This window comes from Pseudomonas sp. (genome assembly GCF_035512415.1).
Taxonomy (GTDB): Bacteria; Pseudomonadota; Gammaproteobacteria; order Pseudomonadales; family Pseudomonadaceae; genus Aquipseudomonas.
Window position 1 is genome coordinate 257,354 of sequence record NZ_DATKDZ010000013.1, and the last position, 25,632, is coordinate 282,985.

Here is a 25,632-nt window from a genome sequence, read left to right on the forward strand (position 1 = left end):
GCCCGCGAGGCGGCGCAGGCTATGGACGATCTGCTTGAGCAGGTCGGCGATCCAGACATCATCTTCGAGAATCATCACGCGCATGGTCTAGTCCTGCGGGGCCGTTACGCAGTGCACCAGGGGCAGCTGCGCGAGCAGGGCCTCGGCCGGTTGCGGGCGGCCGAAAAAGTAGCCCTGGGCATTGTCGCAGCCCAGTTGTTCGAGCAGCTCGGCCTGTTCCAGCTGTTCGATGCCCTCGGCCAGCACCTTGAGCCCCAGGCTGTGGCCCAGGGCGATGACCGCGCGGGTGATGGCGACATCGTCCTGGTCATTAGGCAGGCCCATGACGAAGCTCTGGTCGAGTTTCAGCTTGTGCACCGGCAGGCGTTTGAGCCGCGCCAGGGAGCTGTAACCGGTACCGAAATCGTCGATGGCCAGGCGTACGCCCAGGGCGCGCAGGCGATCGAGCAGGGCCAGGGCCGCGTCGGGGTTGTCCATCACCGCGCTTTCGGTGACCTCCAGTTCGAGGCAGGCCGGATCGAGGCCGGTGTCGGCCAGTACCTGGGCCACCCGGCTATCCAGCTCGCCGCGACTGAACAGGCGGCTGGAAACATTCACCGAGACAAAGCGCAGGTTATAGTCGGCCGCTTGCCAGGCGACCATCTGCCGGCAGGCCTTCTCCAGTACCCAGGCGTCGATGGCACCGATCAGCCCGCTTTCCTCGGCGATCGGAATAAATTCCCCCGGCGGCACCAGACCGCGCTGCGGGTGCTGCCAGCGCACCAGAGCTTCGACCCCGATCATCTGTCGGCTGCGCAGGCACATCAGTGGCTGGTAATACACGCGCAATTCGTCGTGCTCCAGGGCATGGCGCAGGGCGCTGACCAGCTCGACCCGCTGGCGGGCGTATTCGGTCAGTTCCTGGGCGTAGAAGGCATAGCCCTCGCGGCCGCTGCTCTTGGCCTTGAACAGTGCGGAGTCGACGTTGCGCAGCACCTGGGCGACGTTGTCGGCGTCGCCGGGAAACAGGCTGATGCCGACACTGGCCCCGATAAACAGCTCATGGCCGTTGACCACGAACGGCTGGCTCAGGCAGTTGAGCATCTGCTGGGCCAGGCCGGCTGCCTGTTCGGCCGTGGCGCAGTCTTCACAGAGCAGGCCGAACTCGTCACCGCCGAGGCGCGCCAGAGTCATGGCACCCTGCAACTGCTGGCGCAGACGTTCGCCCACCTCCTTGAGCAGCAGGTCGCCGGTGGCGTGGCCGAGGCTTTCATTGATGTGCTTGAAGTGGTCAAGGTCGATCAGCAGCACGGCCCCGCAACGGTTGTCGCGTTGCCCGCGCTCCAGCGCCGTCTCGACCCGCTCGGTAAACAGCAGGCGGTTGGGCAGGTTGCTCAGGGGGTCGTGATGGGCCAGGTAGTCCAGCTCGCGCTGGGAACGCTTGAGCGCGGTGATATCGGAGAACACCGCGACGTAGTGGCTGATCTCGCCCTCTTCATCGCGAATGACGCGGATATTCTGCCACTGTGGATAGATCTCGCCGTTCTTGCGCCGGTTCCACACCTCGCCACTCCAGCCACCGCGATTTTGCAGGGCATGCCAGAGGCTGTTGTAGAAGTCCTGATCGTGCCGCCCGGACTTCAACAGGCTGGGCTGCTGGCCAAGGATCTCCTCCTGGCTGTAACCGGTGATCCGGGTAAAGGCCGGGTTGCAGTGGACGATGCGTTGCTTGGCATCGGTGACCAGTACCCCTTCCTGGGTGGCATCGAACACCGCGGCGGCCTGGCGCAGGCTGTCCTCGTCGTTGCGCCGCTGGGTGATGTCGCTGGCCGTGCCGATCATCCGCTCCGGGCGGCCCTGGTCGTCCAGCAGCAGCCGGCCGCGGGACTGAATCCAGCGGTAGGTACCATCCTTGTGGCGCAGGCGATAGCTGACTTCGTAGGGATCCGGGCTGGCGCTGTTCAGGCGTTGTTCCATGCAGCGCTGAAAATGCGCGCAGTCGTCGGGGTGCAGGCGTTGCAGCCAGTTTTCCTGGTCGTTGCCCAGACCGCCCGGTGGCAGGCCGAGCAGGGCGGTGTAATCGGGGGAGAAAAATACCGTGCGGGTATGCAGGTCCCAGTCCCACATGCCATCCCGGGCCGCGCTCAGGGCGCGGCTCAGACGGGTTTCGCTGGCGCTCAGGGCCAGGTTGGCATGGTGCTGCTGCAGTTGATGGGTGCGCAGCACCCAGTACAGCAACGCGCCGGTGAACAGGACGAAGAGCAGCCCCTTGACCAGCTGCACGGACTCCAGCTGCTCGAGCGAGAGGCCGAGGGCGGCGACCAGAGTGTCGCTAAATGCTACCCACAGGCCGGCAGCCAGGGTGTAGGCGAGGGTCAGACGCCGAGCGCTGTGGGGAACATTCATAGGGGGTAGTCAGTCCTTTTGATCTGCTGGGCAGTATAGGTGCTAACGCGGGGCCGGCATTCTTATCCAAAAGACCAACTGGTTTTCTGATCTCGGTCAGGGATAATGTCGTAGTCTGTTGTGGCAACAGAGCAGCGTCCTTCTTTATACGAGGCACTCGATCCCCATGTGGTACAACGGTTTTCTCGACCTGTCGGTCTGGCAACTGATCGCGGTCACCCTGCTGATGACGCATGTGACCATCGTCAGCGTTACGGTTTATCTGCACCGTTACTCGGCCCACCGCGCCCTGGAACTGCATCCTGCGCTCAAGCATTTCTTCCGTTTCTGGCTGTGGCTGACCACTGCGCAGAACACCCGCGAGTGGACCGCCATCCACCGCAAGCATCACGCCAAATGCGAAACCGTGGATGACCCGCACAGCCCGGTGATCAAAGGCCTGAGTACCGTGTTGCTGACCGGTGCCGAGCTGTACGCCGAAGAGGCGAAGAACCCGGAAACCCTGCGCATCTACGGCAAGAACTGCCCGGAAGACTGGATCGAGCGCAACGTTTATTCGCGTTTCCCCATGGCCGGTATCAGCTTGATGGCGGTGATCGACCTGGCCCTGTTCGGCGCGGCGGGCATCACCATCTGGGCGATCCAGATGATGTGGATCCCGGTATGGGCCGCTGGCGTGATCAATGGCCTCGGCCATGCCGTCGGCTATCGCAACTTCGAATGCCGCGATGCCGCGACCAATCTGGTGCCCTGGGGCATTCTGATCGGCGGCGAAGAGCTGCATAACAACCACCACACTTACCCGAACTCGGCCAAGTTGTCGGTTAAGAAGTGGGAATTCGACATGGGTTGGTTCTGGATCAGGTTGTTCAGCATCCTCGGCCTGGCCAAGGTGCAGCGCGTTGCGCCCATCGCTCACCGCGTGGAAGGCAAGCGCAGCCTCGACATGGACACCGCCATGGCGATTCTCAACAACAGATTCCAGATCATGGCGCAGTACCGCAAGCTGGTCATTGCCCCCCTGGTCAAGCAGGAACTGGCCAAGGCCGATGCCTCGGTGCGCCATCATTTCCACCGCGCCAAGCGCCTGCTGGCCCGTGAGCCGAGCCTGCTCGACGAAGGGCACCAGCTGCGCATCCAGCGCGTGCTGGAGCAAAGCCAGGCACTCAAGGTGATCTACGAGAAGCGTCTGGCCCTGCAGCAGATCTGGGTCAAGACCAGCGCCAATGGCCACGACATGCTCGAAGCCATCAAACAGTGGGTGCATGAGGCCGAGGCCAGCGGCATCCAGTCGTTGCGCGAATTTGCCGAACAGCTGAAAACCTATTCGCTGCGGCCGACCGCCAGCGCCTGATTGAGGCCTGACGCAAATAACCCGCCCCCAGGCAGTGTGAAACGTAGCGAGCGAAGGTTAGGCAAGGCAAAAACAGGCGAGGAAGCGGAGTTTACGAGTTGTAAATGAGCATTCCGAGCCTGTTTTTAACGCCGCATAACCGAGCGCAGTAGTTTTCACACCGCCTGGCTCGGCGGGTTTTTTGTTTCTGGCATATGCTCGTGCTATTGCTTAAGCACTGTGCACCCCGGCGGCGTTTATGGATGAAGTGAGCAGACTGCAACTCGAGCATGAGGAGTTGACCCTGGCGCTATTGCACACCCGCGGTGAAGTCGCGCGGCTGCAGGAGCGCGAGCAGCTGTTCAGTACCCTGCTGGGCAGCGTCAATGCGGTACTGTGGGCCTTTAATTGGGAAACCCAGCGGGTTGTCTATGTCAGCCCCGCCTACGAGCGCGTCTTTGGCCGTTCCGCCGCCCTGCTGCTGGCCAGTTATAACGAGTGGCGCAACAGCATCTACCCGGACGACCTGGACTACGCCGCCGAGAGCCTGGCCCAGGTGCTGGAGACCGGCGCGGTCGAGGCCCGCGAGTACCGCATTATCCGCAGCGACGGCCAGCTGCGCTGGCTCAGCGACAAATGCTTCGTGAGCCGCCAGAGCGCTGCCGGCAAGGCGCAGATCATTGTCGGTATCGCCGAGGACATCACCGAAAAGAAGCAGTTGGAAGGCGAGCTGCACCGCCTGGCCACTACCGATGTGCTGACTCAAAGCAGCAACCGCCGGCACTTCTTCGACTGCGCCCAGCGCGAGTTCGAGCAGGCCCGCGAATATGGCAGCCCGCTGGCCTTTCTGCTGGTCGACCTGGACGACTTCAAGCTGATCAATGACCGCTACGGTCACCAGATGGGCGATCAGGTTTTGCAGCGTCTGGCCTACAGCGGTGCCACCACTCTGCGCCGCGGCGACCTGTTCGGGCGTATCGGCGGCGAAGAATTTGCCGCGCTCTTCCCCCGCTGCGAACCGGCCCTGGCCATCCAGATTGCCGAACGCCTGCAGCGCGAGGTGCGGCGTATGCGTTTCAGTCACGAGGGCACTTCATTCGGCGTCACCCTCAGCCAGGGCCTGACCAACCTGCACGCCGAGGACTTGAATCTGGACGCCCTCTACACCCGTGCCGATGCCGCCATGTATCAGGCCAAACGTCAGGGCAAGAACCAGATCGTGGTTGACTGAGCGGGCTGCTCCGAGCTGCTGCGAGACCTTGGTTGTTATGGCGGAAAATCGCCTACTGCTTATTGGGCTCGGCTGAAAACCGCCTATAATGCGCGCTCGACAGTCCCTCAGATCTTCCGTCTGCAGAGCTTGAGGCCTGAGCTAGAGCGCTCGGCTGCTGCAATAAGCAGACTGGCACAGTAACTGCGTAGGGCTCTGCATATAACGGCTGTGTCCATTCACGGCCAACAATAAAAAGACCGAGAGCCGCGTCATGATCACTACCTGCCCGATGCCCTGTCGCCTGACTTCGATTTGCGCCCCCTGTCTGCGCATGCACCCCTGATTCCGCTTATTGCCCTGTTGCCCGCTAGCTAGTTTTTCTGCGCGGCTGCGTTTGCTGCAGGGCGCAATAAGCCCCTGAATTCGGTGCGTGCCTGCCCCTTCACCTGGTGAAGCCCTGTGCCGTGCCGATGTGCCACCCACACACAACTGGAGCTATCACAATGAGAAAGACCTCCCTGGCCCTGGCCGTCGCCGCCAGCACCCTGGGCTTGTCCCTGAGCCAAGTCGCCACCGCGGCATTTATCGAAGACAGCAAAGCCAGCATCGAAGCGCGTAATTTCTATTTCAACCGTGATTTCCGCCAGGAAGGCGCGGCCCAGCACAAATCTGAAGAGTGGGCACAAGGCTTTATCCTGCGCATGAACTCCGGTTTCACCGACGGCACTGTGGGCTTCGGTGCCGATGCCATCGGCACCTTCGGCTTCAAGCTGGACTCCGGTGACGGCACCGCCGGCAGCGGCCTGCTGGTTCCGGATCGCTCGGGCGGTTCGCAAGATAACTATTCCGGTCTGGCAGTTGCTGCCAAGGCCAAGATCTCCAACAGCACCCTGCGCGTCGGTCAGATGCAGTTCAAAAACGCTGCCATTGCCTCCAGCGACGGCCGTTTGCTGCCGCAGGTGTTCGAAGCCGGTCACCTGGTCTCCCAGGAAATCGACGGCCTGATGCTCGAAGCCGCGCACGTTCGTGAGGTCAACCACCGCAACTCCGGCGATTACGAGGACATCGCAATCACCAGCGGCGGCCGTCGCGGCATCGCCACTACCGGCGGTACCACCTCCGACGCCTTCGATTTCATTGGCGGTACCTACAAGATCACCAAGGACCTGACCGCGGGTTACTACTATTCCAACCTGGACGAGTTGTACAAGCAGCACTCCCTCAACGCTGTGCATGTACTGCCGCTGGGCGACAAGCAGAGCCTGAAGACTGACCTGCGTTACGCCCGCTCCACTGATGATGGCAACCGCAGCAACGTCGACAACAAGGCCATCGGTGCCATGGTCACTTACGGTCTTGAAGGCCACGCCTTCGGTCTGGGTTACCAGAAGATGAGCGGTGACACCGGCTTTGCTTATATCAACGGCACTGACCCGTTCCTGGTCAACTACGTGCAGATCAGCGATTTTGCCAACAAGGACGAGAAGTCCTACCAGGCGCGTTATGACTTCAACTTCGCCAGTATCGGTATTCCCGGCCTGACCTTTATGACCCGCTACCTGACCGGCGACAACGTCGATCGCGGTCGTAGTGTTTCCGAAGGTAAGGAGTGGGAGCGCGACACCGAGCTGATGTACGTGTTCCAGGACGGTGCGCTGAAGAATCTGGGCGTGCGCTGGCGCAACGCGACTGTGCGCTCGAACTTCGCCAACGACATCGACGAAAATCGTCTGATCGTCAGCTACACCCTGCCACTGCTCTGATAGCAAGCGTGTGCGGCTGAGCTGTTGCATCCAGTTCAGCCTGCGTAGCCACCAGAAAACCCGGGACTCTGTTCCGGGTTTTTTATGCCCGCTGATTATATGCGAGTCGTTTGGCAGGGCTTGCCATTCAATATACAAAAGAATAAATTGTTTTTGTCTTAATTGAGTGCTGCCCGATGAATGCTCCCGACACCCCCTTCGATATCCAGCAACTGCGCGCCAATGCCGATGCGGCGGGGCAGCTGCTCAAGGCCCTGGGTAATCCCGACCGCCTGCTGCTGCTCTGCCAGCTGTCCCAGGGCGAGCGCAATGTCAGCGAGCTGGAAACCTTGCTGGGCATCCAACAGCCGACCCTGTCTCAGCAACTGGCGGTGCTGCGCCGCGAGGGCCTGGTGCAGACCCGTCGCGAGGGCAAGCAGATCTACTACCGGATCTGCAGCCCGGCGGCCCTGGCGGTGATCAACACCCTTTATCAACTGTTCTGTGCAGGAGAGTCGCAATGACCGTCGACTGGCTCAACTTTACGCCCTGGAGCGCCTTGGGCGGCGGGGCCCTGATCGGCCTGGCGGCGGCGCTGTTTGTGGTTCTGAACGGGCGCATCGCCGGCATTAGCGGCCTGCTCGGCGCGGTCGTGGAAGGCGGTGAAGGGCGTGGCGAGAAGGCCCTGTTTCTTCTCGGCCTGCTGCTTGCGCCGCTGCTTTGGGGGCTGTTCGCCGCCCTGCCGGCGATCGAGTTCCACGGCGGCTGGCTGAGCCTGAGCCTGGCCGGCTTGCTGGTGGGCGTCGGCACCCGTTATGGCGCGGGCTGCACCAGCGGCCACGGGGTGTGCGGAATTTCCCGGCTGTCGCCCCGTTCGCTGGTGGCGACCCTGGCCTTTATGGCCGCGGGTTTCGCCACGGTATTTGTCCTGCGCCATCTGTTGGGGGGCTGATCATGCGCAAACTGACTGCATTACTGGCCGGGCTGATCTTCGGCGTCGGTCTGTTGCTGGCCGGCATGGCCAACCCGGCCAAGGTGTTGGGCTTTCTCGACCTGGCAGGGGCCTGGGATCCGTCCCTGGCGCTGGTCATGTTGGCGGCCATCGCCGTGGCCGTGCTGCCTTTTCGCTGGGCCCGCCAGCAACGCCTGACGCTGCTGGACGCGCCCATGCAGCTGCCGAACAAGCGCAGCCTGGATCGGCGGCTGATCGGCGGCAGCCTGTTGTTTGGCGTCGGTTGGGGTATCGCCGGTATCTGCCCGGGCCCGGCGCTGGCGATTCTGCTCAGCGGGCATTGGCAGGTGCTGTTGTTCGTTCTGGCCATGTTGGCCGGGATGTTGTTGTTCAGCGTACTGGAGAGCCGGCGCGCAGCATGACCGAGGAGGTCACGATAAAAGCAAACGTTGGCACCATCGACCGCAGCCTGCGCATCGCCGCCGGGCTGATGCTGATTGGCCTGAGCCTCAGTGGCGTGATCGGCCTGTGGGGCTGGATCGGCGTCGTACCCCTGGCGACCGGCCTGTTTCGCTTCTGCCCGGCCTATCCGTTGCTGGGTATCAATACCTGCAACAACAAAACCTAAAGCAGCAACAGGGTGGCCAGGCCCAGGAAGGCGAAAAAGCCGACCACATCGGTCACCGTGGTGAGGATCACGCTGCCTGCCAACGCCGGGTCGATGCCCATGCGTTCGAGCAGCAGCGGGATGCCCCAGCCTGCCAGCGCCGCGCAGAGCAAGTTGACCAGGATGGCGACGCCGAGCACCGCGCCTATGCCCCAGTCGCCAAACCACAACACGGCGAGCAGGGCGATCACCACCGACCAGAGCATGCCGTTGAGGATGGAGATGCCCAGCTCCCGGTTGAGCAGGATGCGGATATTGCCTTTCTGCACCTGACCCAGGGCCAGGCCGCGAATCACCAGGGTCAGGGTCTGGCTGCCGGCGATGCCGCCCATGCTGGCCACGATGGGCATCAGCACGGCGAGGGCCACCAGCTGTTCCAGGGTGGCCTGGAACAGGCCGATAACCCAGGCCGCGCTAAACGCGGTGATCAGATTGATGCCCAGCCAGACCGCGCGGCGACGTGAGCTGACCAGCACCGGGGCGAAGATGTCGGCTTCGTCGTCGAGGCCGGCCATCTGCATCAGCGCCCGGTCGGAGTCTTCGCGTATCAGGTCGACCACGTCGTCGACGGTGATGCGTCCGAGCAGCTTGTTGTGCTCGTCGACCACCGGGGCGGACAGCAGATCGAGATCCTGGAACAGTCGGGCGACCTCGCGGCTGCTGGTCGTGACGGCGATCCCGGCGATATCGCTGTGCATCAGCTCGGCCACGCGCTGGCCGAGGTCGGCGGTGACCAGATTGCTCAGGCGCAGCGCGCCCTGATAATGGCCCTTGCGGTCCACCACCATCAGCATGTCGGTCTGCGGCGGCAGTTGTTCCATCAGGCGCAGGTAGCGCAGTACGGTGCTGGCCTTGACGTCGGCGCGGACCAGGATCGGGTCGGCGTTCATCAGGCCGCCGGCCGAGTCCTCGGGGTAGCGCAGCATCGACTCGAGCTGCTGGCGCTGCGCCGCGTTGCTGGCATGCAGCAGTTTGCTGCCGAGTTCGCCGGGCAAGGTCTGAATCAGGTCGACGCGGTCATCCAGTTCCAGCTGCTCGGCCGAGGCGATCAGGTCTTCCAGGTCCAGTTCCAGCGCCAGTGCGCCGCGGATTTCGTCGTGCAGGTAGGTCAGCACTTTGCCGCTGCGCTCGGTCTCGAGCATGCTCCAGGCGGCGCGCCGTTCGACGGGGGGTAGGGCTTCGAGCAGGCCGGCGACCTTGGCCGGGTGCATGCGCTGGAGGAGCTTGCCCACCCGCTTGAGCTTGCCCAGGGCCAGGGCCTGGCGCACGGCTTCCAGGTGGTTGACGCTGGCCCCCAAGCGTTCGCTCTCCGGGCGCGGCGGCAGTGGGTCGCTCGCGTCGCCGGCCAGCTGGGCAATCAGTTCCAGGCTGAGGTGGGGCAGAATGCGGCCTTCCAGGCTCGACTCGATCTGCTGCCAGAGGTTCTGGCGCTGGCGCGAGTCGAGCATTTCCAGCATGGCGGCGATCTTGGCCGGGTGCATGCGTCCCAGCAGCTTGCGCACGCGCTTGTTCTTGCCGGCCTTGAGCGCCTGCAGGATAGGGTCGCCTTCGGTGCGGCTATGGGGCTCGGCGTGCTGCTCGGGGTTGGGTTTGTTCGAATTCATGGGCGTCAGGGTAACACCAGCAGGGGCTGTCAGGGCTGGCGGCGTTGCGCGCCGGTGAGGGCCACAGACCCTCGCCGGCGGTCACCCTCAGGCGTGCTGCGCGGCCGGCTGCTGCTGGGTGATGCAGTGGATATTACCGCCGCCCAGAAGGATCTCGCGGCCCGGCACCATGACCACGCGATGTTCGGGGAACAGGCGCTGGAGCATGGCGCGGGCGGCTTGGTCCTGCGGGTCGTCGAAGCTCGGCGCGATAATGCCGCCGTTGACGATCAGGAAGTTGACGTAGGAGCCGGCCAGGCGGATCGACGGATCACGTTCCTGGCTGCCGGCCGCCAGATCGATCCCCGCGCACTCTTCGTCGCTGGCATAAAGGGGACCGGGGATCGGCATCTTGTGCACGATCAGCTGGCGGCCTTTGGCGTCGCGTGCCTGTTCCAGCACGGCCATGGCGGCCTGGCAGCGCGGGTAGTTGGGGTTCTGCGGGTCGTCGGTCCAGGCCAGCAGCACTTCGCCGGGGCGCACGTAACAGCAGAAGTTGTCGACGTGGCCGTCGGTCTCGTCGTTGAACAGGCCGTCCGGCAGCCAGATCACGCTGTCGATGGCCAGATGCTCGTGCAGCATCTGCTCGATCTCGGTGCGGCCCAGGTGCGGGTTGCGGTTACGGTTGAGCAGGCATTCCTCGGTGGTGATCAGGGTGCCTTCGCCATCCACGTGGATGGAGCCGCCTTCCAGCACAAAGCCTTCTGTGCGGTAGCGCGCGCAGCGCTCGATCTCGAGGATCTTGCGTGCCACCTGATCGTCGCGCACCCAGTTGGCATACAGGCCGCCATCGAGGCCGCCCCAGGCGTTGAAGGCCCAGTCCACACCGCGCACTTCGCCACTGCTGTTGGTAACGAAGGTCGGCCCGGTGTCGCGCACCCAGGCGTCATCGGTGCTGATTTCCACTACGCGGATATTGTCGTGGGCCAGGCGCTGGCGGGCGTTCTCATACTGCCCGGCGGAGGCGCAGACGGTCACCGGCTCGAACTCGGCAATCGCCCTGGCCACGGCGCTAAAGGCCGCCTGCGCCGGTTTGCCGCCCAGACGCCAGTTGTCCGGGCGCTCGGGCCAGACCATCCAGGTCTGGCTATGGGGTTCCCACTCGGCCGGCATACGAAAGCCATCGGCACGTGGAGTCGTGGTCAGTGTGGTCATGGTTCACCTGTAGCCGGATGCAGTCCGGGATGTTGTGACAGAAAATTCCCGGCTTGTATCCGGGTTATGCATAGGTCGTAGGGTGGCTTGAGCGCAGCAACAGCCTATCCTGCGCTGTCTGCTTTACTCGACGCTGACCCTAGCAGAGCGCTGTTGCGCTGCCATGGCACGCCATCATGCTGTTGCGAATAGCCTATTTATATCCGATAAAAATCGGCTTTTAAAGCATAATCAGCCTTCATTTTGGATTTTTAATCGATTAGTATCGAATAAAAATCTGTAATGGAGACTCTGTACCTTGTTATGTAATGCCGTGAAACGAGGTGCGGTAGAAGAGCCGTTTTTTCCATCCGTAATGTCCCCGAGCCCAACGTGCGGCGTGATGGCGACATTGAGTGCACAACCCATCAGCAGCCAGGGGTGACAAGATGATCGAGGTAACTGAAGTTTCCATTGCCGAACTGCGCGCCGCGCTGGAGGCCGGTCGAACCACGGCGGTCGAGCTGGTGCAGGCCTATCTCGCCAGAGTCGAGGCCTACGATGGCCCCGACACGGCCACCGCCCTCAATGCGCTGGTGGTGCACAACCCCGATGCACTCAAGGAGGCCCAGGCTTCCGATGCCCGCCGTGCTCGCGGCGAAACCCTCGGCCCGCTGGATGGCATTCCCTATACGGCCAAGGACAGTTATCTGGTCAAGGGCCTGACCGCCGCCTCCGGCAGCCCGGCCTTCAAGGACTTGGTCGCCTACCGCGATGCCTTCACCGTCGAACGTCTGCGTGCTGCCGGGGCCATCTGCCTGGGCAAAACCAATATGCCGCCCATGGCCAACGGCGGCATGCAGCGCGGCGTCTATGGCCGCGCGGAAAGCCCGTACAACGCCGCCTACCTCACCGCGCCCTTCGCCTCGGGCTCGTCCAACGGTGCCGGTACGGCCACCGCGGCCAGTTTCGCCGCCTTTGGCCTGGCCGAGGAGACCTGGTCGAGCGGCCGCGGGCCGGCCTCGAACAACGGCCTGTGCGCCTACACGCCGTCGCGGGGGGTGATCTCGGTGCGTGGCAATTGGCCGCTGACGCCGACCATGGACGTGGTGGTGCCCTATGCGCGGACCATGGCCGACCTGCTCGAAGTGCTCGACGTGGTGGTGGCGGAAGATGCCGATACACGCGGCGATCTGTGGCGGCTGCAGCCCTGGGTGCCGATCCCGAGCGTGGCCTCGGTGCGCCCGGCATCCTATCCGGCGCTTGCCGCGCAGCGCGATGCTCTTGCCGGCAAGCGCTTCGGCGTGCCGCGCATGTTTATCAACAAGGATGAAGCGGCTGGCACCAGCGAAAAACCAGGTATCGGTGGCCCGACCGGGCAGCGCATCCACACCCGTGCCTCGGTGATTGAGCTTTGGCAGCAGGCGCGTCAGACACTGGAAGCTGCTGGTGCCGAAGTGATCGAGGTGGATTTCCCCCTGGTGTCCAACTGTGAGGGCGACCGCCCCGGCGCGCCGACGGTGTTCACTCGCGGCCTGGTGTCCAAGGAGTTTCTCCACGACGAACTCTGGGCGCTGTCGGCCTGGGGCTTCGATGATTTTCTCCAGGCCAACGGTGATCCCAAGCTGAACCGTCTGGTTGACGTTGATGGCCCGCTGATTTTCCCCCATGACCCAGGCACGCTGCCCAACCGCGAAGACGACCTGGCCGCCGGCATGGACGAATACGTGCGTATGGCCGAGCGCGGTATCACGCCCTGGGACCAGATCCCTACGCTGCCCGATGGCCTGCGCGGCCTGGAACAGACCCGCAAGCTCGACCTGGAAGACTGGATGGACGCGCTGGGGCTCGACGCGGTGCTCTTCCCCACCGTCGCCGACGTGGGCCCGGCCGATGCTGATGTAAATCTGCAGTCGGCGGATATCGCCTGGAGTAACGGGGTCTGGGTCGCCAACGGCAACCTCGCCATCCGCCACCTGGGCGTGCCCACAGTCACCGTGCCGATGGGCGTGATGGCGGATATCGGCATGCCGGTGGGGCTGACTTTCGCCGGCCGCGCCTACGACGATTCGGCGCTGCTGAGCTTGGCTTCGGCCTATGAGTCGACTGGGACTAAGCGCGTGATTCCGCCGCGTACTCCGGCATTGTCACGGAGCTAATGATGGGGTTGGATTGGGGCGATGCCGGCCCCGATTCCGCTCGCTATCGGCGTTCAGGGCGGGTGAATAACGGGGAGGGTCAGGCGCTGCGGCGTTTGTGCTGTTCGAACTGTTCGTTGCCGTCATCCCAGCCGGCTTCCCAGGCCGCGGTGAGCACTTCGGCAGCCTGGCTGTGGGGCGTGTTGGGTTGTCCGGTCAGGCCGGCCATATAGCCCTGCTGGTAAGCCTTGTTGAGGCTTTCCAGGCTCCAGTGCTGATCTTCCGTGGTCGAGGCGGCGGACGCCATGGCACAAACTCGCGTTGAACATACAGGCCTAATGCTAGCTGGATAAAGCCGCACGCGTTGAGCCGTAGATCCCGGTTTTTCTGCCGCTCACTGGTTTTGTGAATCAGTTGACGAAATGCCGGCCCTGGTTGGGCCGGCGCTCTCGCGGCTCAGTTGGCCATTGCCAGGATGCTGGCCTGATAGGCCGCGGCAAAACTGTCGAAATCGCCTTCCTCGTGGGCCTCCAGCTCCACCTGGTCCTGCAGCGAGCGGGCCGTGCTGGCCTCGAAGGCCGCTTGCTGCTCGGCGCTTAGTGGCTGGCTGCGGAAGTACTCGGCGTGCAGCTTGCTCTGGCGCAGGGCGAACTCGGTAAAGCTCAGGCCCTGTTGCAGTTGCGCCAATACCTGCGCGGAGGGCGTCAGGCTGGAGTCGGCGACCTTGGCCTGCTGCGCCTGCAAAGCCTGGCGATGGGCGTTGCTGCCGTGGTTCTGGTCGAGCAGCTCGGCCAGCGGGCGGATCTGCTCCAGCAGTTCATCGGCCCAGGCCTGCAGCACCACCGGCTGGCCATTGCGTTGCAGATGCAGGCCCGGACGGCGACCTTCCTTGACCACGGCCAGGAAGTTGTCGGTGCAGGCATGGCATTCGCCGCTTTCCAATAGCGGGCTGTCGGCCAGCGCGCAGAACAGCAGGAAGGCGTCGAGGAAGCGCGATTCGGTCAGGTCGATGCCCAGCGGCAGGAACGGGTTGATATCCAGGCAGCGCACTTCGACGTACTGCACGCCACGGGCCATCAGCGCCTGGATCGGCCGCTCGCCGCTGTAGGTCACGCGCTTGGGGCGGATGTTGGAGTAGTACTCGTTTTCGATCTGCAGGATGTTGGTATTCAGCTGCAGCCACTCGCCATCCGTCTTCGCGCCGATTTCCACATAGGGCGGGTAGGGCGTGCCAACCGCTTGGCGCAGGCTGTCGGTGTAGCTGGTCAGATCGTTGTAGCAGGGCGTCAGGCCGGCCTGGGCGTTGCTCTGATAGCCCAGGTCGCTCATGCGCAGGCTGGTGGCGTAGGGCAGATAAAGGGTTTCGCCATCCAGCTCTTGCAACTGGTGCGGGCGGCCGCGCATAAAGCCCTTGTGCAGCGCCGGCGAGGCACCGAACAGGTACATCAGCAGCCAGCTGTAGCGGCGGAAGTTGCGGATCAGCGCGATATAGCGCGCCGACTGGTAATCCCGCGCGCTGCGCGTGTCACCTTCGGCCTGCTGCTGCAGCTGCCACAGCGCGTCGGGCAGGGAGAAGTTGTAGTGGATACCGGCGATGCACTGCATGGTCTTGCCGTAACGCAGGGCCAGGCCCTTGCGGTAGACGTACTTGAGTTCGCCGATATGCGAGCTGCCGTAACGGGCGATCGGGATCGTCTCTTCGTCCGGCAGGGCGCAGGGCATCGACGGGCTCCACAGGTATTCACCGTCCAGCTTGCTGTAGGCGAACCGGTGGATCTGCTCCAGATCGGCCAGGGTCGCTGCCGGATCAGGCTCGGCCGGGGTGATAAATTCCAGCAGCGACTCGGAGTAGTCGGTAGTGATCTGCGTGTGGGTCAGTGCCGAGCCGAGTGCGGCTGGGTGCGGGGTCAGCGCCAGCTGGCCGTCACCATCGACGCGCAGGCATTCGCGCTCGATACCGTGCAGGCACTGGGAAAGCAGGGAGAGGTTGGCGCGCTCGCCAAGCTGGGCCAGGCGGCGGGGTAACAGGTCGCTCAAGATTGCATTCCTTCACGCATCGGTTGCCCCAATATGGGGACGCCAGGCGTGCTCTACAAGGGGGCGAGAAAACCGCTTTCAGCGGTCGATAGCGCTTTATAACCCGGCACGGGTGAAGAAGGTTATAGCTGGGCGCAATGCATTTGCGTCAGGGCGACGCGGGAGGGCAGGGCGTGCGGCTCTGCGGGAAACACGGACATACGGCGTATGTCCGTGTACCAGCGGGCGTTGGCTTATTTCTTCAGCTGTTTGGCATTGGCAAACAGCGCCGCCATGCCGCCGCTGGCCGGCGCAGGTTTTTCCTGGCTGGAATGACGCTCGCTGCGCGGGGCATTGCCGGCCGGCTTGCCGCCACGGGATTGCCCACCACGCGGCCCATCGACTTTTTCGCCGGGGGTGTCGCCCATGCGCATCGACAGGGCGATGCGGTTACGCGGGATATCGACTTCCATGACCTTGACCTTGACCACGTCGCCGGCCTTGACCGCCTCGTGCGGGTCCTTGATAAATTTCTCCGACAGCGCCGAGATATGCACCAGACCGTCCTGGTGCACACCGATATCGACGAAGGCACCAAAGTTGGTCACGTTGGTGACCACGCCTTCGAGGATCATGCCCAGTTCGAGGTCTTTGAGGGTTTCCACCCCTTCCTGAAACTCGGCAGTCTTGAACTCCGGGCGCGGGTCGCGGCCGGGTTTTTCCAGCTCGCTCAAGATATCGCCGATGGTCACCAGGCCGAACTTGTCGTCGGTGAACTGCTTGGGGTCGAGGCGCTTGAGAAAGCTGGCATCGCCGATCAGCGAGCGGATATCACGGCCGGTATCGGCGGCGATGCGCTGCACCAGTGGGTAGGTTTCCGGGTGCACGGCGGAGGCGTCGAGCGGGTTGCTGCCGTTCATGACACGCAGGAAGCCGGCGGCCTGTTCGAAGGTCTTGTCGCCCAGGCGCGGCACCTTGAGCAGGTCGGCGCGGCTGTTGAATGCGCCGTTGGCGTCGCGGAAGGCGACGATATTCTGCGCCAGGGTGGTGTTCAGCCCGGAGATGCGCGCCAGCAGCGCGGCGGAGGCGGTGTTCACATCGACGCCGACGGCGTTTACGCAGTCCTCGACCACCGCATCCAGCGAGCGCGCCAGTTTCAGCTGCGACACGTCGTGCTGGTACTGGCCGACACCAATGGATTTCGGGTCGATCTTCACCAGCTCGGCCAGCGGGTCCTGCAGGCGGCGGGCGATGGACACCGCGCCACGCAGCGACACGTCCATATCCGGGAATTCCTTGGCGGCCAGCTCCGAGGCGGAATACACCGAGGCACCGGCTTCACTGACCATGACCTTGGTCAGGTTCAGGCCCGGCAGTTTCTTGATCAGCTCCAGGGCCAGCTTGTCAGTCTCGCGGCTGGCGGTGCCGTTGCCGATGGAGATCAGGTCGACCGCGTGCTTGGCGCACAGCTTGGCGAGGGTTGCCAGGGTGCCGTCCCAGTCGTTGCGCGGTGCATGGGGGTAAACCGTGGAGGTTTCCAGCACCTTGCCGGTGGCATCAACCACCGCCACTTTGCAGCCGGTGCGCAGGCCTGGGTCCAGCGCCAAAGTGGCGCGCGGGCCGGCCGGGGCGGCCAGCAGCAGGTCGTGCAGATTACGGGCGAACACGTTGATCGCCTCGTTTTCCGCGGCTTCGCGCAGCTCGCCGAACAGGTCGGTTTCCAGATGGGTGTAGAGCTTGACCTTCCAGGTCCAGCGCACCACTTCGCCCAGCCATTTGTCGGCGGCGCGGCCACGGGCACTGATGCCGAAGCGCTCACCGATCATGCCTTCGCAGGGGTGCATGGTACCTGGGGCTTCATCGCCGACTTTTAGGCTGGCGCTGAGGATGCCTTCGTTACGCCCACGGAAGATTGCCAGGGCGCGGTGCGAGGGGGCACCCTTGAGCTTCTCGTCGTGCTCAAAGTAATCGCGGAACTTGGCCCCTTCGTTCTCTTTGCCGGCGACCACGCGGGCGCTGAGGATGGCGTTGTCCTTGAGGTAGCTGCGCAGGCTGGCCAGCAGGTTGGCGTCCTCGGCGAAGCGCTCCATCAGGATGTACTTGGCCCCTTCGAGCACGGCCTTGACGTCGGGGAAGCCTTTCTCAGTGTCGATAAAGCGCTCGGCTTCGCTCTCGGGATTCAGCTCGGGGTCGTTAAATAGCGCGTCGGCCAGCTCGCCAAGGCCGGCTTCCAGGGCAATCTGGCCCTTGGTGCGGCGCTTCTGCTTAAACGGCAGGTACAAATCTTCCAGACGGGTCTTGGTTTCGGCCAGGTTGATCTCGCGGGTCAGCTCAGGGGTCAGTTTGCCCTGTTCCTCGATGCTGGCGAGGATGCTGGCACGTCGTTCGTCGAGTTCGCGCAGGTAGCGCAGGCGCTCTTCCAGGTTGCGCAGCTGGGTGTCATCCAGGCTGCCGGTGACCTCTTTACGGTAGCGCGCGATAAACGGCACGGTGGAGCCTTCATCGAGCAGGGCCACGGCGGCGGCGACCTGTTGCGGGCGTACGCCCAGTTCTTCGGCGATGCGGTTGTTGATGCTGAGCATATAAAAAGCTACCCACAGGGCGGCCATGCCAGCGGCATGACGCGCGGAATCATTTGAGTCGGCGTGGCCTGTCCTGCCCTCATCCGGTGCTGCGCACCACCTTCTCCCGGGGGGAGAAGGGCTGAGGCGGTTGTCGCTGCGCGACTGCCACGTCGATACGGCCGCGCATTATAAACACTGCCCGGCAGTGCGCCGGGAACCAGTCGGGGAAAAATCTGCTAACAATGGGCTGCACGTTGGCTGCGGCTCCTGAGCCATAATGCCGGCAATTGCACACTGCCAGCGCGCCCGCGCCCGGCGGATGCCTGGTCAAGGAGCCCTGAATGAGCAGCACTGCACTTCCCGTTGAAGGCGAAAAAATCCTGATCGTCGACGACGACGCCCGCCTGCGTCGCCTGCTCGAACGCTTCTTCGAGGAGCAGGGCTACCGCGTACGTGCGGTGGAAAACGTCGAGCAGATGGACCGCCTGCTGGCCCGCGAGCTGTTCAACCTGGTGGTGCTCGACCTGATGCTGCCGGGCGAAGACGGCCTGTCCGCCTGCCGCCGCCTGCGCGAAGGCAACAACCAGGTGCCGATCATCATGCTTACCGCCAAGGGCGACGAGGCCAGCCGTATCCAGGGCCTGGAGCTAGGTGCCGACGATTACCTGGCCAAGCCGTTCAACCCGCGCGAGCTGCTGGCGCGGATCAAGGCCGTGCTGCGTCGCCAGGCCCCGGTAGTGCCGGGCGCGCCGGGCAGCGAAGACGAAAGTGTAAGTTTCGGTGAGTACGAACTGTCCCTGGCCACCCGCGAGCTGAAGAAGGGTGACGAGGTGCATATGCTCACCACCGGCGAGTTCGCCGTGCTCAAGGCCCTGGTGCAGCACGCCCGCGAGCCGCTGACCCGCGACAAACTGATGAATCTGGCCCGTGGCCGCGAATGGGATGCTCTGGAGCGCTCCATCGACGTGCAGATTTCTCGCCTGCGCCGGCTGATCGAACCGGACCCGTCCAAGCCGCGCTATATCCAGACGGTCTGGGGCGTGGGCTATGTGTTTGTGCCGGATGGTAATAAGTGATTCGTAGGTTGGTGCTGAGCGCAGCGAAGCCCAACGTCCTGTTCGCGAGCCTTGTGTTGGGCTTCGTCGCTGCGCGTCTCAACCCAACCTACATCGAGTCGTGATGAACGCTCCGCTCTGGTTTCCGCAAAGCTTCTTCTCCCGCACCCTCTGGCTGGTGCTGGTGGTGGTGCTGTTTTCCAAGGCCCTGACCCTGGTTTATCTGATGATGAACGAGGACGTGCTGGTCGACCGCCAGTACAGCCACGGCGCGGCCCTGACCCTGCGCGCCTACTGGGCGGCGGACCCGGAGGACCGCGCCACCATCGCCGAAGCGGCTGGGCTTAAACCGGTACCCCACGCGCAGGTGCCCACCACCGAGCAGCACTGGCCCTACAGCGAAATCTTCCAACGACAGATGCAGACCGAGCTTGGCCCGGACACCGAGGTGCGGGTGCGTGCCAAGAGCCCGCCGGCCCTCTGGGTGCACGCGCCGACTCTAGGCGACCAGTGGCTGCGGGTGCCGCTTTATCCGCACCCGCTGCGTGGCCAGCGGATCTGGAGTGTGCTCGGCTGGTTTCTGGCCATCGGTTTGTTGTCGACTGCGGCGGCGTGGATTTTCGTCCGTCAGCTCAGTGCACCGCTCAAGCGCCTGGTGTTCGCCGCCCGCCAGGTCGGTCAGGGGCGCAGCGTGCGCCTGCCGGTCAGCGATACGCCGAGCGAGATGGCCGAGGTCTACCGTGCCTTCAACCAGATGGCCGAGGACGTCGAACAGGCAGCCCGCGAGCGCGAGCTGATGCTCGCCGGGGTGTCCCATGATCTGCGTACGCCACTGACCCGCCTGCGTCTGTCCCTGGAGTTTCTCCACAACGATTCCGAACTGACCGAGGATATGGTCCGCGATATCGAGGATATGGACGCCATTCTCGACCAGTTTCTCGCCTTTATCCGCGATGGCCGCGACGAGCGGGTGGAACAGCTCGACCTGCTCGAACTGGTCCGCGAGGTGGTCGCGCCCTATAACCAGAAGCAGGAAGTGGTGCGCTTGTGTCTGGAGTCGGTACCGGCCTTTCCCCTGCGTCGGGTGTCGATCAAGCGCCTGCTGGTCAACCTGATCGAGAATGCCCTGCGCTACGGCGGCAATGCAGTTGAGGTGGCTGTTTCGGTATCCGGCGACTGCAGCGCGCCCTATGTGGTGCTCAGCGTGCTGGACCGCGGTGCCGGTATCGACCCGGCGGAGCTGGGCAGCATTTTCAACCCCTTTATCCGCGGTGACCGCGCCCGGGGCGGCAAGGGGGCCGGGCTCGGCCTGGCCATCGTGCGGCGTATTGCCGCCCTGCATGGCGGCAGTGTCGAGTTGCGCAACCGCTCTGGAGGTGGCCTGGAAGCCCGCGTCTGTTTACCATTGGGCCTGCTCCTGCCGCGCGACGCGGCATAGCCCGTGCGCTATGTGCACCAGCGCCTGAGGGCGCTTGGGCATACCGATCTGACCGCTGCGTCGCGCTGAACTATGCTCAACCTGCGCTATGACATGAGGTCAGCATGCCTGCAGCTCCCGATCGCCTACCGACATGGACCTGGTGGCTGCCGCTGCCATTGCTCCATCTGGCCACCTGGCTATCTATCGGCACCCAGTTCAGCGAGGGCGCGGCGCTCTGGCACCTGCCTTTTGCCCTTGCCCTGACGATGACCCTGTGGTGGGGGCCGCGGGTGCTGCCGCTGCTCTACCTGAACAGCCTGTTGAGTATCCCGTTATGGGGCCTGGACTGGCGCTGGGCCCCGCTCTATGCCGTGCCGGAGACCCTGGGCGTGGCCCTGGCCTGGTGGCTGTGTCGCCTGCGTCCGGTCGACCCAGCCTTGCCCTTCTTGCGCCATCTGCTGCGGTTTATGCTGTTCGGCGTGCTGCTGGCACTGGTTCCGGTGGCCATCGGTGTGCAGTTCAACCTCTGGCTGAGCGGCCACCTGCCGACCGACAGCCTGCTTTCGGCGACCCTGACTCTGTGGCTGGCAGACAGCCTGATGACCCTGGCCGTTGCCGTGCCGCTGCTGACCTATATGACGCCCTGGCTGCAGCAGCGCGGCTGGTTGAACTCGCCCCTGGCCAAGCGTCGCGAGCCGGTACCCGCGGCCTTGCGCCAATGGCCTGCCTGGCCCTTGCTGCTGGCCCTGGTGGTGGGCATGCCCTGGTTGCTGGAGCTGCTGCCCCTGAGCCTGAACCTGCCGCTGATCGGTGTGATGATGCTCAGCCTGGCCCTGGTCTGGGGCTATGTCGGGGCCATCTGCGGGGCGACCCTGAGCGCCCTGATGGTGCTGATCCTGCCGCTGTTGCGCGGCCTCACCGATACCGCGGCCTGGCTCGACCCGCAGCGCCTGGAACTGCACTTCGGTGTGTTGCTGTTTATGCTGGCCAGCCTGATGGTCGGACGTTCCCTGAGCGATCTGCGTCAGGCTCTGGCGCGCAGCGCCCAGGTGCAGCAGCAACTGGCCCTGGCCAACCTGGCGCTGGAGGCCAGCTCGCTGGGGGTAATCATTGCCGATGCGCGGCAGGCAGAGTTGCCGCTGATCTACTGCAACCCCTCGTTCGAGCGCATCACCGGCTACAGTCGCGAGGAAAGCCTGGGGCGCAACTGGAGCTTTCTGCTGGGTGGCGATCATCGCCAGCAGGGCCTCGCTCGCCTGCAGCATGCCGTCCACGAGGGCCAGGCCTGCGATGTGGTGCTGCGCAATTACCGCAAGGACGGCGAGCAGTTCTGGAGCGAGTTTATTCTTGCGCCGATGCGCGATGGGCAGGGCATCAGCCATTTTGTCGCGCTGCTGCATGACGTCAGCGCCCGCGAACACATGGCCCAGCAGGTGCGCAGCCAGAGCGAGGAGCTGCTCAGGCAGAGCTATCTGTTCAGCCAGACTGAACATATCGCCAACCTGGGTGGCTGGGTGCTCAACCTGCCGGCCCAGGATATGGACTGGAGCGAGGGCTGCTTCCGCATCTACGAGCTCGACCCGAAGAACGGCACGCCCAGCCTGGATCAAGCCCTGAGCTATATGGACGCCGACGGTCGGGCGCTGGCCGAGCAGACCCTGCAGCAACTGTTCGAAGGCCTCGATCAGTTCGATTTGGAAGTGCGCCTGCTGACCGCCAAGGGCAAGAGCCGCTGGGTACGCGTGCGTGGCGTCACCCAGCGCGACGGTGCCGAGCTGGTGCGGGTGTATGGCGCGTTGCAGGATGTCAGCGCGCGCAAGTACGCCGAACAACAGCTGCGCGAGCGCGACGAGCGCCTGCGCCTGTTCTTTGAAGCGCCGTTGATCGGCATGGCCCTGACCGGTCCTGGCTTCGAGTGGGAGGAGGTCAACCTCAAGCTGTGCAGCATTCTTGGGCGTAGCCGTGAGCAGCTGCAGAGCTGCAGCTGGAGCGAACTGTCCTTCGCCGATGACCTGGCCGCCGAACAGCGGCTGCTCGAGCAGGTGCTGCAGGGGGAGCGCGAAGGCTACGAGCTGGAAAAACGCTTCCTGCGTCCCGACAACAGCCTGGTATATGCCCGCCTGAGCCTGCGTGCGGTGCGTCACAGCACTGGGCGGGTGCGCATGTTCCTGTTGCTGGTGGAGGACATCAGTGAGCGGCTGGAAGCCGAAGCGCGCTACCGCACCATAGTGGAAAACGCCCCCGAGGCGATCATGTTGTTTACCGCCCAGGGCAATATGGTCGACTTCAACGACAATGCCCTGCGCCTGCTGCGTTACTCTCGCGAAGCCATGCTTGGCCGCAATATTCTTGACCTGACCCCGCCCAAACAGGCCAGCGGCCAAGCTTCGGCGGAAATCGGCCGCGACTACCTGCGCCGCGCGCTTGCCGGTGAGGCCCCGGTATTCGAGTGGCTGCACCGCGACAGCGGCGGCCGGCAGATTCCCTGCGAGGTACGTCTGGTGCGCATGCCTGGCGAGCCGGTGCTGATTCGTGGCAGCGTCACCGATATTTCCGAGCGTCAGCGCTATCAGCGCGAAATCGAGCGGCTGGCCTTCAGCGACGAGCTGACCGGCTTGCCCAATCGGCGTTTGTTGCTCGACCGCTTGCAGCATGCAATGGACCGCGAAATACGCGAAAACACCCTGGGCGCACTGCTTTTTATCGACCTTGACCACTTCAAAACGGTCAACGACAGCCTCGGTCATCTGGTCGGCGACGGCCTGTTGCGGGAGGTCACTGCGCGCCTGGCCAGTAGCCTGCGCGCCGAAGACACCCTGGCGCGGATGGGCGGCGACGAGTTCGTGGTGCTGCTCGAAGGGCTCGACAGCAATCCGCAGCTGGCCGCCGAGGCGGCGGCGGTGGCGGCGGAGAAACTGCTCAAGAGCCTTGCCGGCACCTGCTGGATCGAGGGTCACGAGCTGTCGATCAGCGCCAGTATCGGTATCGCCCTGCACCCCTTCGGCACCCAGGTGGCGGCCGACGTACTCAAACAGGCCGACACCGCCATGTACCGGGCCAAGCATGCCGGGCGCAACGGCCTGCACTTCTTCGCCCCGGAAATGCAGGCCGCCATCGACCAGCGCCTGCAACTGCAGGGCGAGCTGCGCCAGGCGATTCAGCGTAACCAGTTGCATCTGGTGTTCCAGCCGCAGCTGGCGCTGGCAACCGAACGGGTGGCCGGGGCCGAAGTGCTATTGCGCTGGGTGCACCCCGAGCGTGGCGAGATCATGCCCAGCGACTTTATCCCCCTGGCCGAGGAAACCGGGCTGATCGAGGAACTCGGCGTCTGGGTGCTGGAGCAGGCCTGCATGGCCCTGGCGCGCTGGCTGCCGAGCTGGCCGCAGATGGTCCTGGCGGTCAATCTGAGCCCCCGTGAGCTGCGTCAGCCCAGGTGCGTCGAGCGGGTGCGCGACTGCCTGCAGCGGCACCGGGTACCGGCTACGGCGCTGGAACTGGAAATCACCGAAGGGGTGTTGCTCGAAGATGTCGAGCGCTGCATCGCCAATATGGACGCGCTGAAACAGCTCGGCGTGCGCTTCGCCATCGACGATTTCGGCACCGGTTACTCTTCCCTGACCTACCTCAAGCGCCTGCCGCTGGATCGCTTGAAAATCGACCGCAGCTTTACCTGGGACATGCACTGCGAAGACGGCAGCGGCCTGATGCTGGTGCAAACCATTCTGGTGATTGCCCGCAACCTCGGCCTGGAATGCGTCGCCGAGGGCATCGAGAGCGAAGCGCAACTCGATTGCCTGCGCGAGCATGGCTGCTCGCTGGGTCAGGGCTACCACTTCAGTCGGCCGCTGCGTGAGGCCGAGTTTCTCGACTGGATGGCCGATCAGGCGGAAGTGGGGGCTGGTAAGTCGGCGCTTGTGCGGCCGTTCTAGTTCGCCGGTTGCCGACTCAGCCTTTGCCTTTGGTGCGGGTCAGATGTGGGCCGCTGTTTTTCTCCAGGTACTGGATTACCAGGCTGGCAACGTCCTTGTTGGTGGTGGTTTCGATGCCTTCCAGACCCGGGGAGGAGTTCACCTCCATCACCAGCGGGCCGTGGTTGGAGCGCAGGATATCCACACCGGCCACCGACAGACCCATAACCTTGGCCGCGCGGATGGCGGTCATGCGTTCTTCCGGGGTGATCTTGATCAGGCTGGCTGAGCCGCCGCGGTGCAGATTGGAACGGAATTCGCCGGGTTTGGCCTGCCGCTTCATCGCGGCGATCACCTTGTCGCCGACCACGAAACAGCGGATATCCGCGCCGCCGGCTTCCTTGATGTATTCCTGCACCATGATGTCCTGCTTGAGGCCCATAAAGGCCTCGATCACCGACTCGGCAGCGGTGGCGGTTTCACACAGCACCACGCCGATGCCCTGGGTGCCTTCCAGCACCTTGATCACCAGCGGCGCGCCGTTGACCATCTGGATCAGGTCGGCGATGTCATCCGGGGAGTGGGCAAAACCGGTGACCGGCAGGCCGATACCGCGGCGTGACAGCAGTTGCAGCGAGCGCAGCTTGTCACGCGAGCGGGCGATGGCCACCGATTCGTTAAGCGGGAACACCCCCATCATCTCGAACTGGCGCAGCACCGCGCAGCCGTAGAAGGTCACCGAAGCGCCGATCCGTGGGATCACCGCGTCGAAACCCTCCAGCGGTTGGCCGCGATAGTGGATCTGCGGCTTGTGGCTTGCGATGTTCATATAGGCCCGCAGGGTGTCGATCACCACCATCTCGTGGCCCCGCAGCTGGCCGGCTTCGACCAGGCGGCGGGTGGAATACAGGCGCGGGTTGCGCGACAGCACGGCGATCTTCATTGGGCACCAGGGGAGTCAGCGAGGGTGGGTTTGTTCTGTACATAGGTCAGCGCCGGATTGACCAGCAGCTGCCCATCAATCAGTGCCTTGGAACCGAGCAGCACGCGGTAACGCATGGTCTTGCGGCAGGTCAGGGTGAATTCCACCGGCCATTGGCGCTCGCCCAGGGTCACGCTGGTGCGGATCACATAGCGCGACTGGCTGTGGCCGTTGGAGCTTTTGATGGTTTTCACCGACACCAGTTGCGCTTCGCAGCGATGGCGGCGCTGCACCAGGGTGCCGAGGTGGGCGGTAAAACGCACCCAGGGCTCGCCATCGCGGTCAAACGGCTGGATATCGCTGGCATGCAGGCAGGAGGTGCTCGCGCCGGTATCAATCTTGGCGCGCAAGCCGATCATGCCCAGGTCCGGCAGATTGATCCATTCACGCAGGCCGATCACGCCGAGTTGGTCAAAAGTCTTCAAAGGGGGTGCCTGCAAGATTTCCCGGCATTCTAGTAGGCCCTTATGACAACTGCAT

At 63.9% G+C, this 25,632-nt stretch carries 19 protein-coding genes; 11 read left to right on the plus strand and 8 right to left on the minus strand.

The window, feature by feature from the left end:
* Window positions 1–87 precede the first annotated feature (87 nt).
* A complete protein-coding gene (dibA, locus tag VMP31_RS06760; RefSeq protein ID WP_325505362.1) occupies window positions 88–2,385 on the minus strand; it encodes a phosphodiesterase DibA in 2,298 nt (765 codons plus the stop codon).
* A gap of 166 nt (window positions 2,386–2,551) precedes the next feature.
* Here dibA and desA point away from each other — a divergent pair, with 166 nt between their 5' ends.
* From desA to VMP31_RS06795, 7 genes are all read left to right on the plus strand, one after another.
* A complete protein-coding gene (gene desA / locus VMP31_RS06765) occupies window positions 2,552–3,739 on the plus strand; it encodes a delta-9 fatty acid desaturase DesA (protein WP_325505364.1) in 1,188 nt (395 codons plus the stop codon).
* A gap of 238 nt (window positions 3,740–3,977) precedes the next feature.
* Window positions 3,978–4,949 carry a sensor domain-containing diguanylate cyclase gene (locus VMP31_RS06770; RefSeq protein ID WP_325505366.1) on the plus strand — a complete coding sequence of 324 codons (972 nt, stop codon included), beginning with the start codon at window positions 3,978–3,980 and terminating at the stop codon, window positions 4,947–4,949.
* 485 nt (window positions 4,950–5,434) lie between these two features.
* Window positions 5,435–6,694, plus strand: coding sequence for an OprD family porin (locus tag VMP31_RS06775; protein WP_325505368.1), 1,260 nt, complete (start codon window positions 5,435–5,437; stop codon window positions 6,692–6,694).
* Between the two features lie 176 nt (window positions 6,695–6,870).
* On the plus strand, window positions 6,871–7,197 hold the full coding sequence (locus VMP31_RS06780; protein WP_325505370.1) for a metalloregulator ArsR/SmtB family transcription factor: 327 nt from the start codon (window positions 6,871–6,873) through the stop codon (window positions 7,195–7,197).
* Window positions 7,194–7,625: a YeeE/YedE family protein gene (locus tag VMP31_RS06785; RefSeq protein WP_325505372.1), complete on the plus strand. Its 432-nt coding sequence runs from the start codon at window positions 7,194–7,196 to the stop codon at window positions 7,623–7,625. The genes VMP31_RS06780 and VMP31_RS06785 overlap by 4 nt, the downstream gene beginning before the upstream one ends.
* 2 nt (window positions 7,626–7,627) lie before the next feature.
* A complete protein-coding gene (locus VMP31_RS06790; protein WP_325505374.1) occupies window positions 7,628–8,047 on the plus strand; it encodes a DUF6691 family protein in 420 nt (139 codons plus the stop codon).
* A gap of 14 nt (window positions 8,048–8,061) precedes the next feature.
* Window positions 8,062–8,253 (plus strand): DUF2892 domain-containing protein, encoded by a 192-nt coding sequence (locus VMP31_RS06795; RefSeq protein WP_325506110.1) that lies wholly within the window; start codon window positions 8,062–8,064, stop codon window positions 8,251–8,253.
* Here VMP31_RS06795 and mgtE read toward each other — a convergent pair.
* The gene (gene mgtE / locus VMP31_RS06800; protein ID WP_325505376.1) at window positions 8,250–9,896 is read right to left on the minus strand and encodes a magnesium transporter; all 1,647 of its coding nucleotides are present in this window, start codon (window positions 9,894–9,896) and stop codon (window positions 8,250–8,252) included. The two genes, VMP31_RS06795 and mgtE, sit on opposite strands and share 4 nt — an antisense overlap.
* 87 nt (window positions 9,897–9,983) lie before the next feature.
* Window positions 9,984–11,090, minus strand: coding sequence for an agmatine deiminase (gene aguA / locus VMP31_RS06805; protein ID WP_325505378.1), 1,107 nt, complete (start codon window positions 11,088–11,090; stop codon window positions 9,984–9,986).
* A 428-nt stretch (window positions 11,091–11,518) separates the two neighbouring features.
* On the opposite strand from aguA, the gene VMP31_RS06810 reads away from it, so the two are divergent.
* Window positions 11,519–13,228 carry an amidase gene (locus VMP31_RS06810; protein ID WP_325505380.1) on the plus strand — a complete coding sequence of 570 codons (1,710 nt, stop codon included), beginning with the start codon at window positions 11,519–11,521 and terminating at the stop codon, window positions 13,226–13,228.
* A gap of 79 nt (window positions 13,229–13,307) precedes the next feature.
* Here VMP31_RS06810 and rmf read toward each other — a convergent pair whose 3' ends face one another.
* From rmf to VMP31_RS06825, 3 genes are all read right to left on the minus strand, one after another.
* Complete coding sequence (gene rmf, locus VMP31_RS06815; protein WP_325505382.1) at window positions 13,308–13,514, minus strand: ribosome modulation factor; 207 nt, start codon at window positions 13,512–13,514, stop codon at window positions 13,308–13,310.
* A gap of 149 nt (window positions 13,515–13,663) precedes the next feature.
* Entirely contained in the window at window positions 13,664–15,244 is a 1,581-nt protein-coding gene (gene gshA / locus VMP31_RS06820) for a glutamate--cysteine ligase (protein ID WP_325505384.1), read from the minus strand.
* Between the two features lie 233 nt (window positions 15,245–15,477).
* Entirely contained in the window at window positions 15,478–17,805 is a 2,328-nt protein-coding gene (locus VMP31_RS06825) for a Tex family protein (protein ID WP_325505386.1), read from the minus strand.
* A gap of 323 nt (window positions 17,806–18,128) precedes the next feature.
* Here VMP31_RS06825 and ompR point away from each other — a divergent pair, with 323 nt between their 5' ends.
* The 3 genes from ompR to VMP31_RS06840 all read left to right on the plus strand — a co-directional run bounded on the left by ompR (window position 18,129) and on the right by VMP31_RS06840 (window position 24,191).
* Window positions 18,129–18,863: a two-component system response regulator OmpR gene (gene ompR, locus VMP31_RS06830; protein ID WP_325505388.1), complete on the plus strand. Its 735-nt coding sequence runs from the start codon at window positions 18,129–18,131 to the stop codon at window positions 18,861–18,863.
* Window positions 18,864–18,966: 103 nt separating this feature from the next.
* Entirely contained in the window at window positions 18,967–20,280 is a 1,314-nt protein-coding gene (locus tag VMP31_RS06835; RefSeq protein ID WP_325505390.1) for an ATP-binding protein, read from the plus strand.
* A gap of 104 nt (window positions 20,281–20,384) precedes the next feature.
* Window positions 20,385–24,191 (plus strand): bifunctional diguanylate cyclase/phosphodiesterase, encoded by a 3,807-nt coding sequence (locus tag VMP31_RS06840; protein ID WP_325505392.1) that lies wholly within the window; start codon window positions 20,385–20,387, stop codon window positions 24,189–24,191.
* Window positions 24,192–24,207: 16 nt separating this feature from the next.
* Here the strand turns inward: VMP31_RS06840 and rimK are convergent, their stop codons facing one another.
* Window positions 24,208–25,113, minus strand: coding sequence for a 30S ribosomal protein S6--L-glutamate ligase (gene rimK / locus VMP31_RS06845; protein ID WP_325505394.1), 906 nt, complete (start codon window positions 25,111–25,113; stop codon window positions 24,208–24,210).
* Complete coding sequence (locus VMP31_RS06850; protein ID WP_325506112.1) at window positions 25,110–25,544, minus strand: ATP-dependent zinc protease; 435 nt, start codon at window positions 25,542–25,544, stop codon at window positions 25,110–25,112. The genes rimK and VMP31_RS06850 overlap by 4 nt, the downstream gene beginning before the upstream one ends.
* Between the last annotated feature and the right edge of the window lie 88 nt (window positions 25,545–25,632).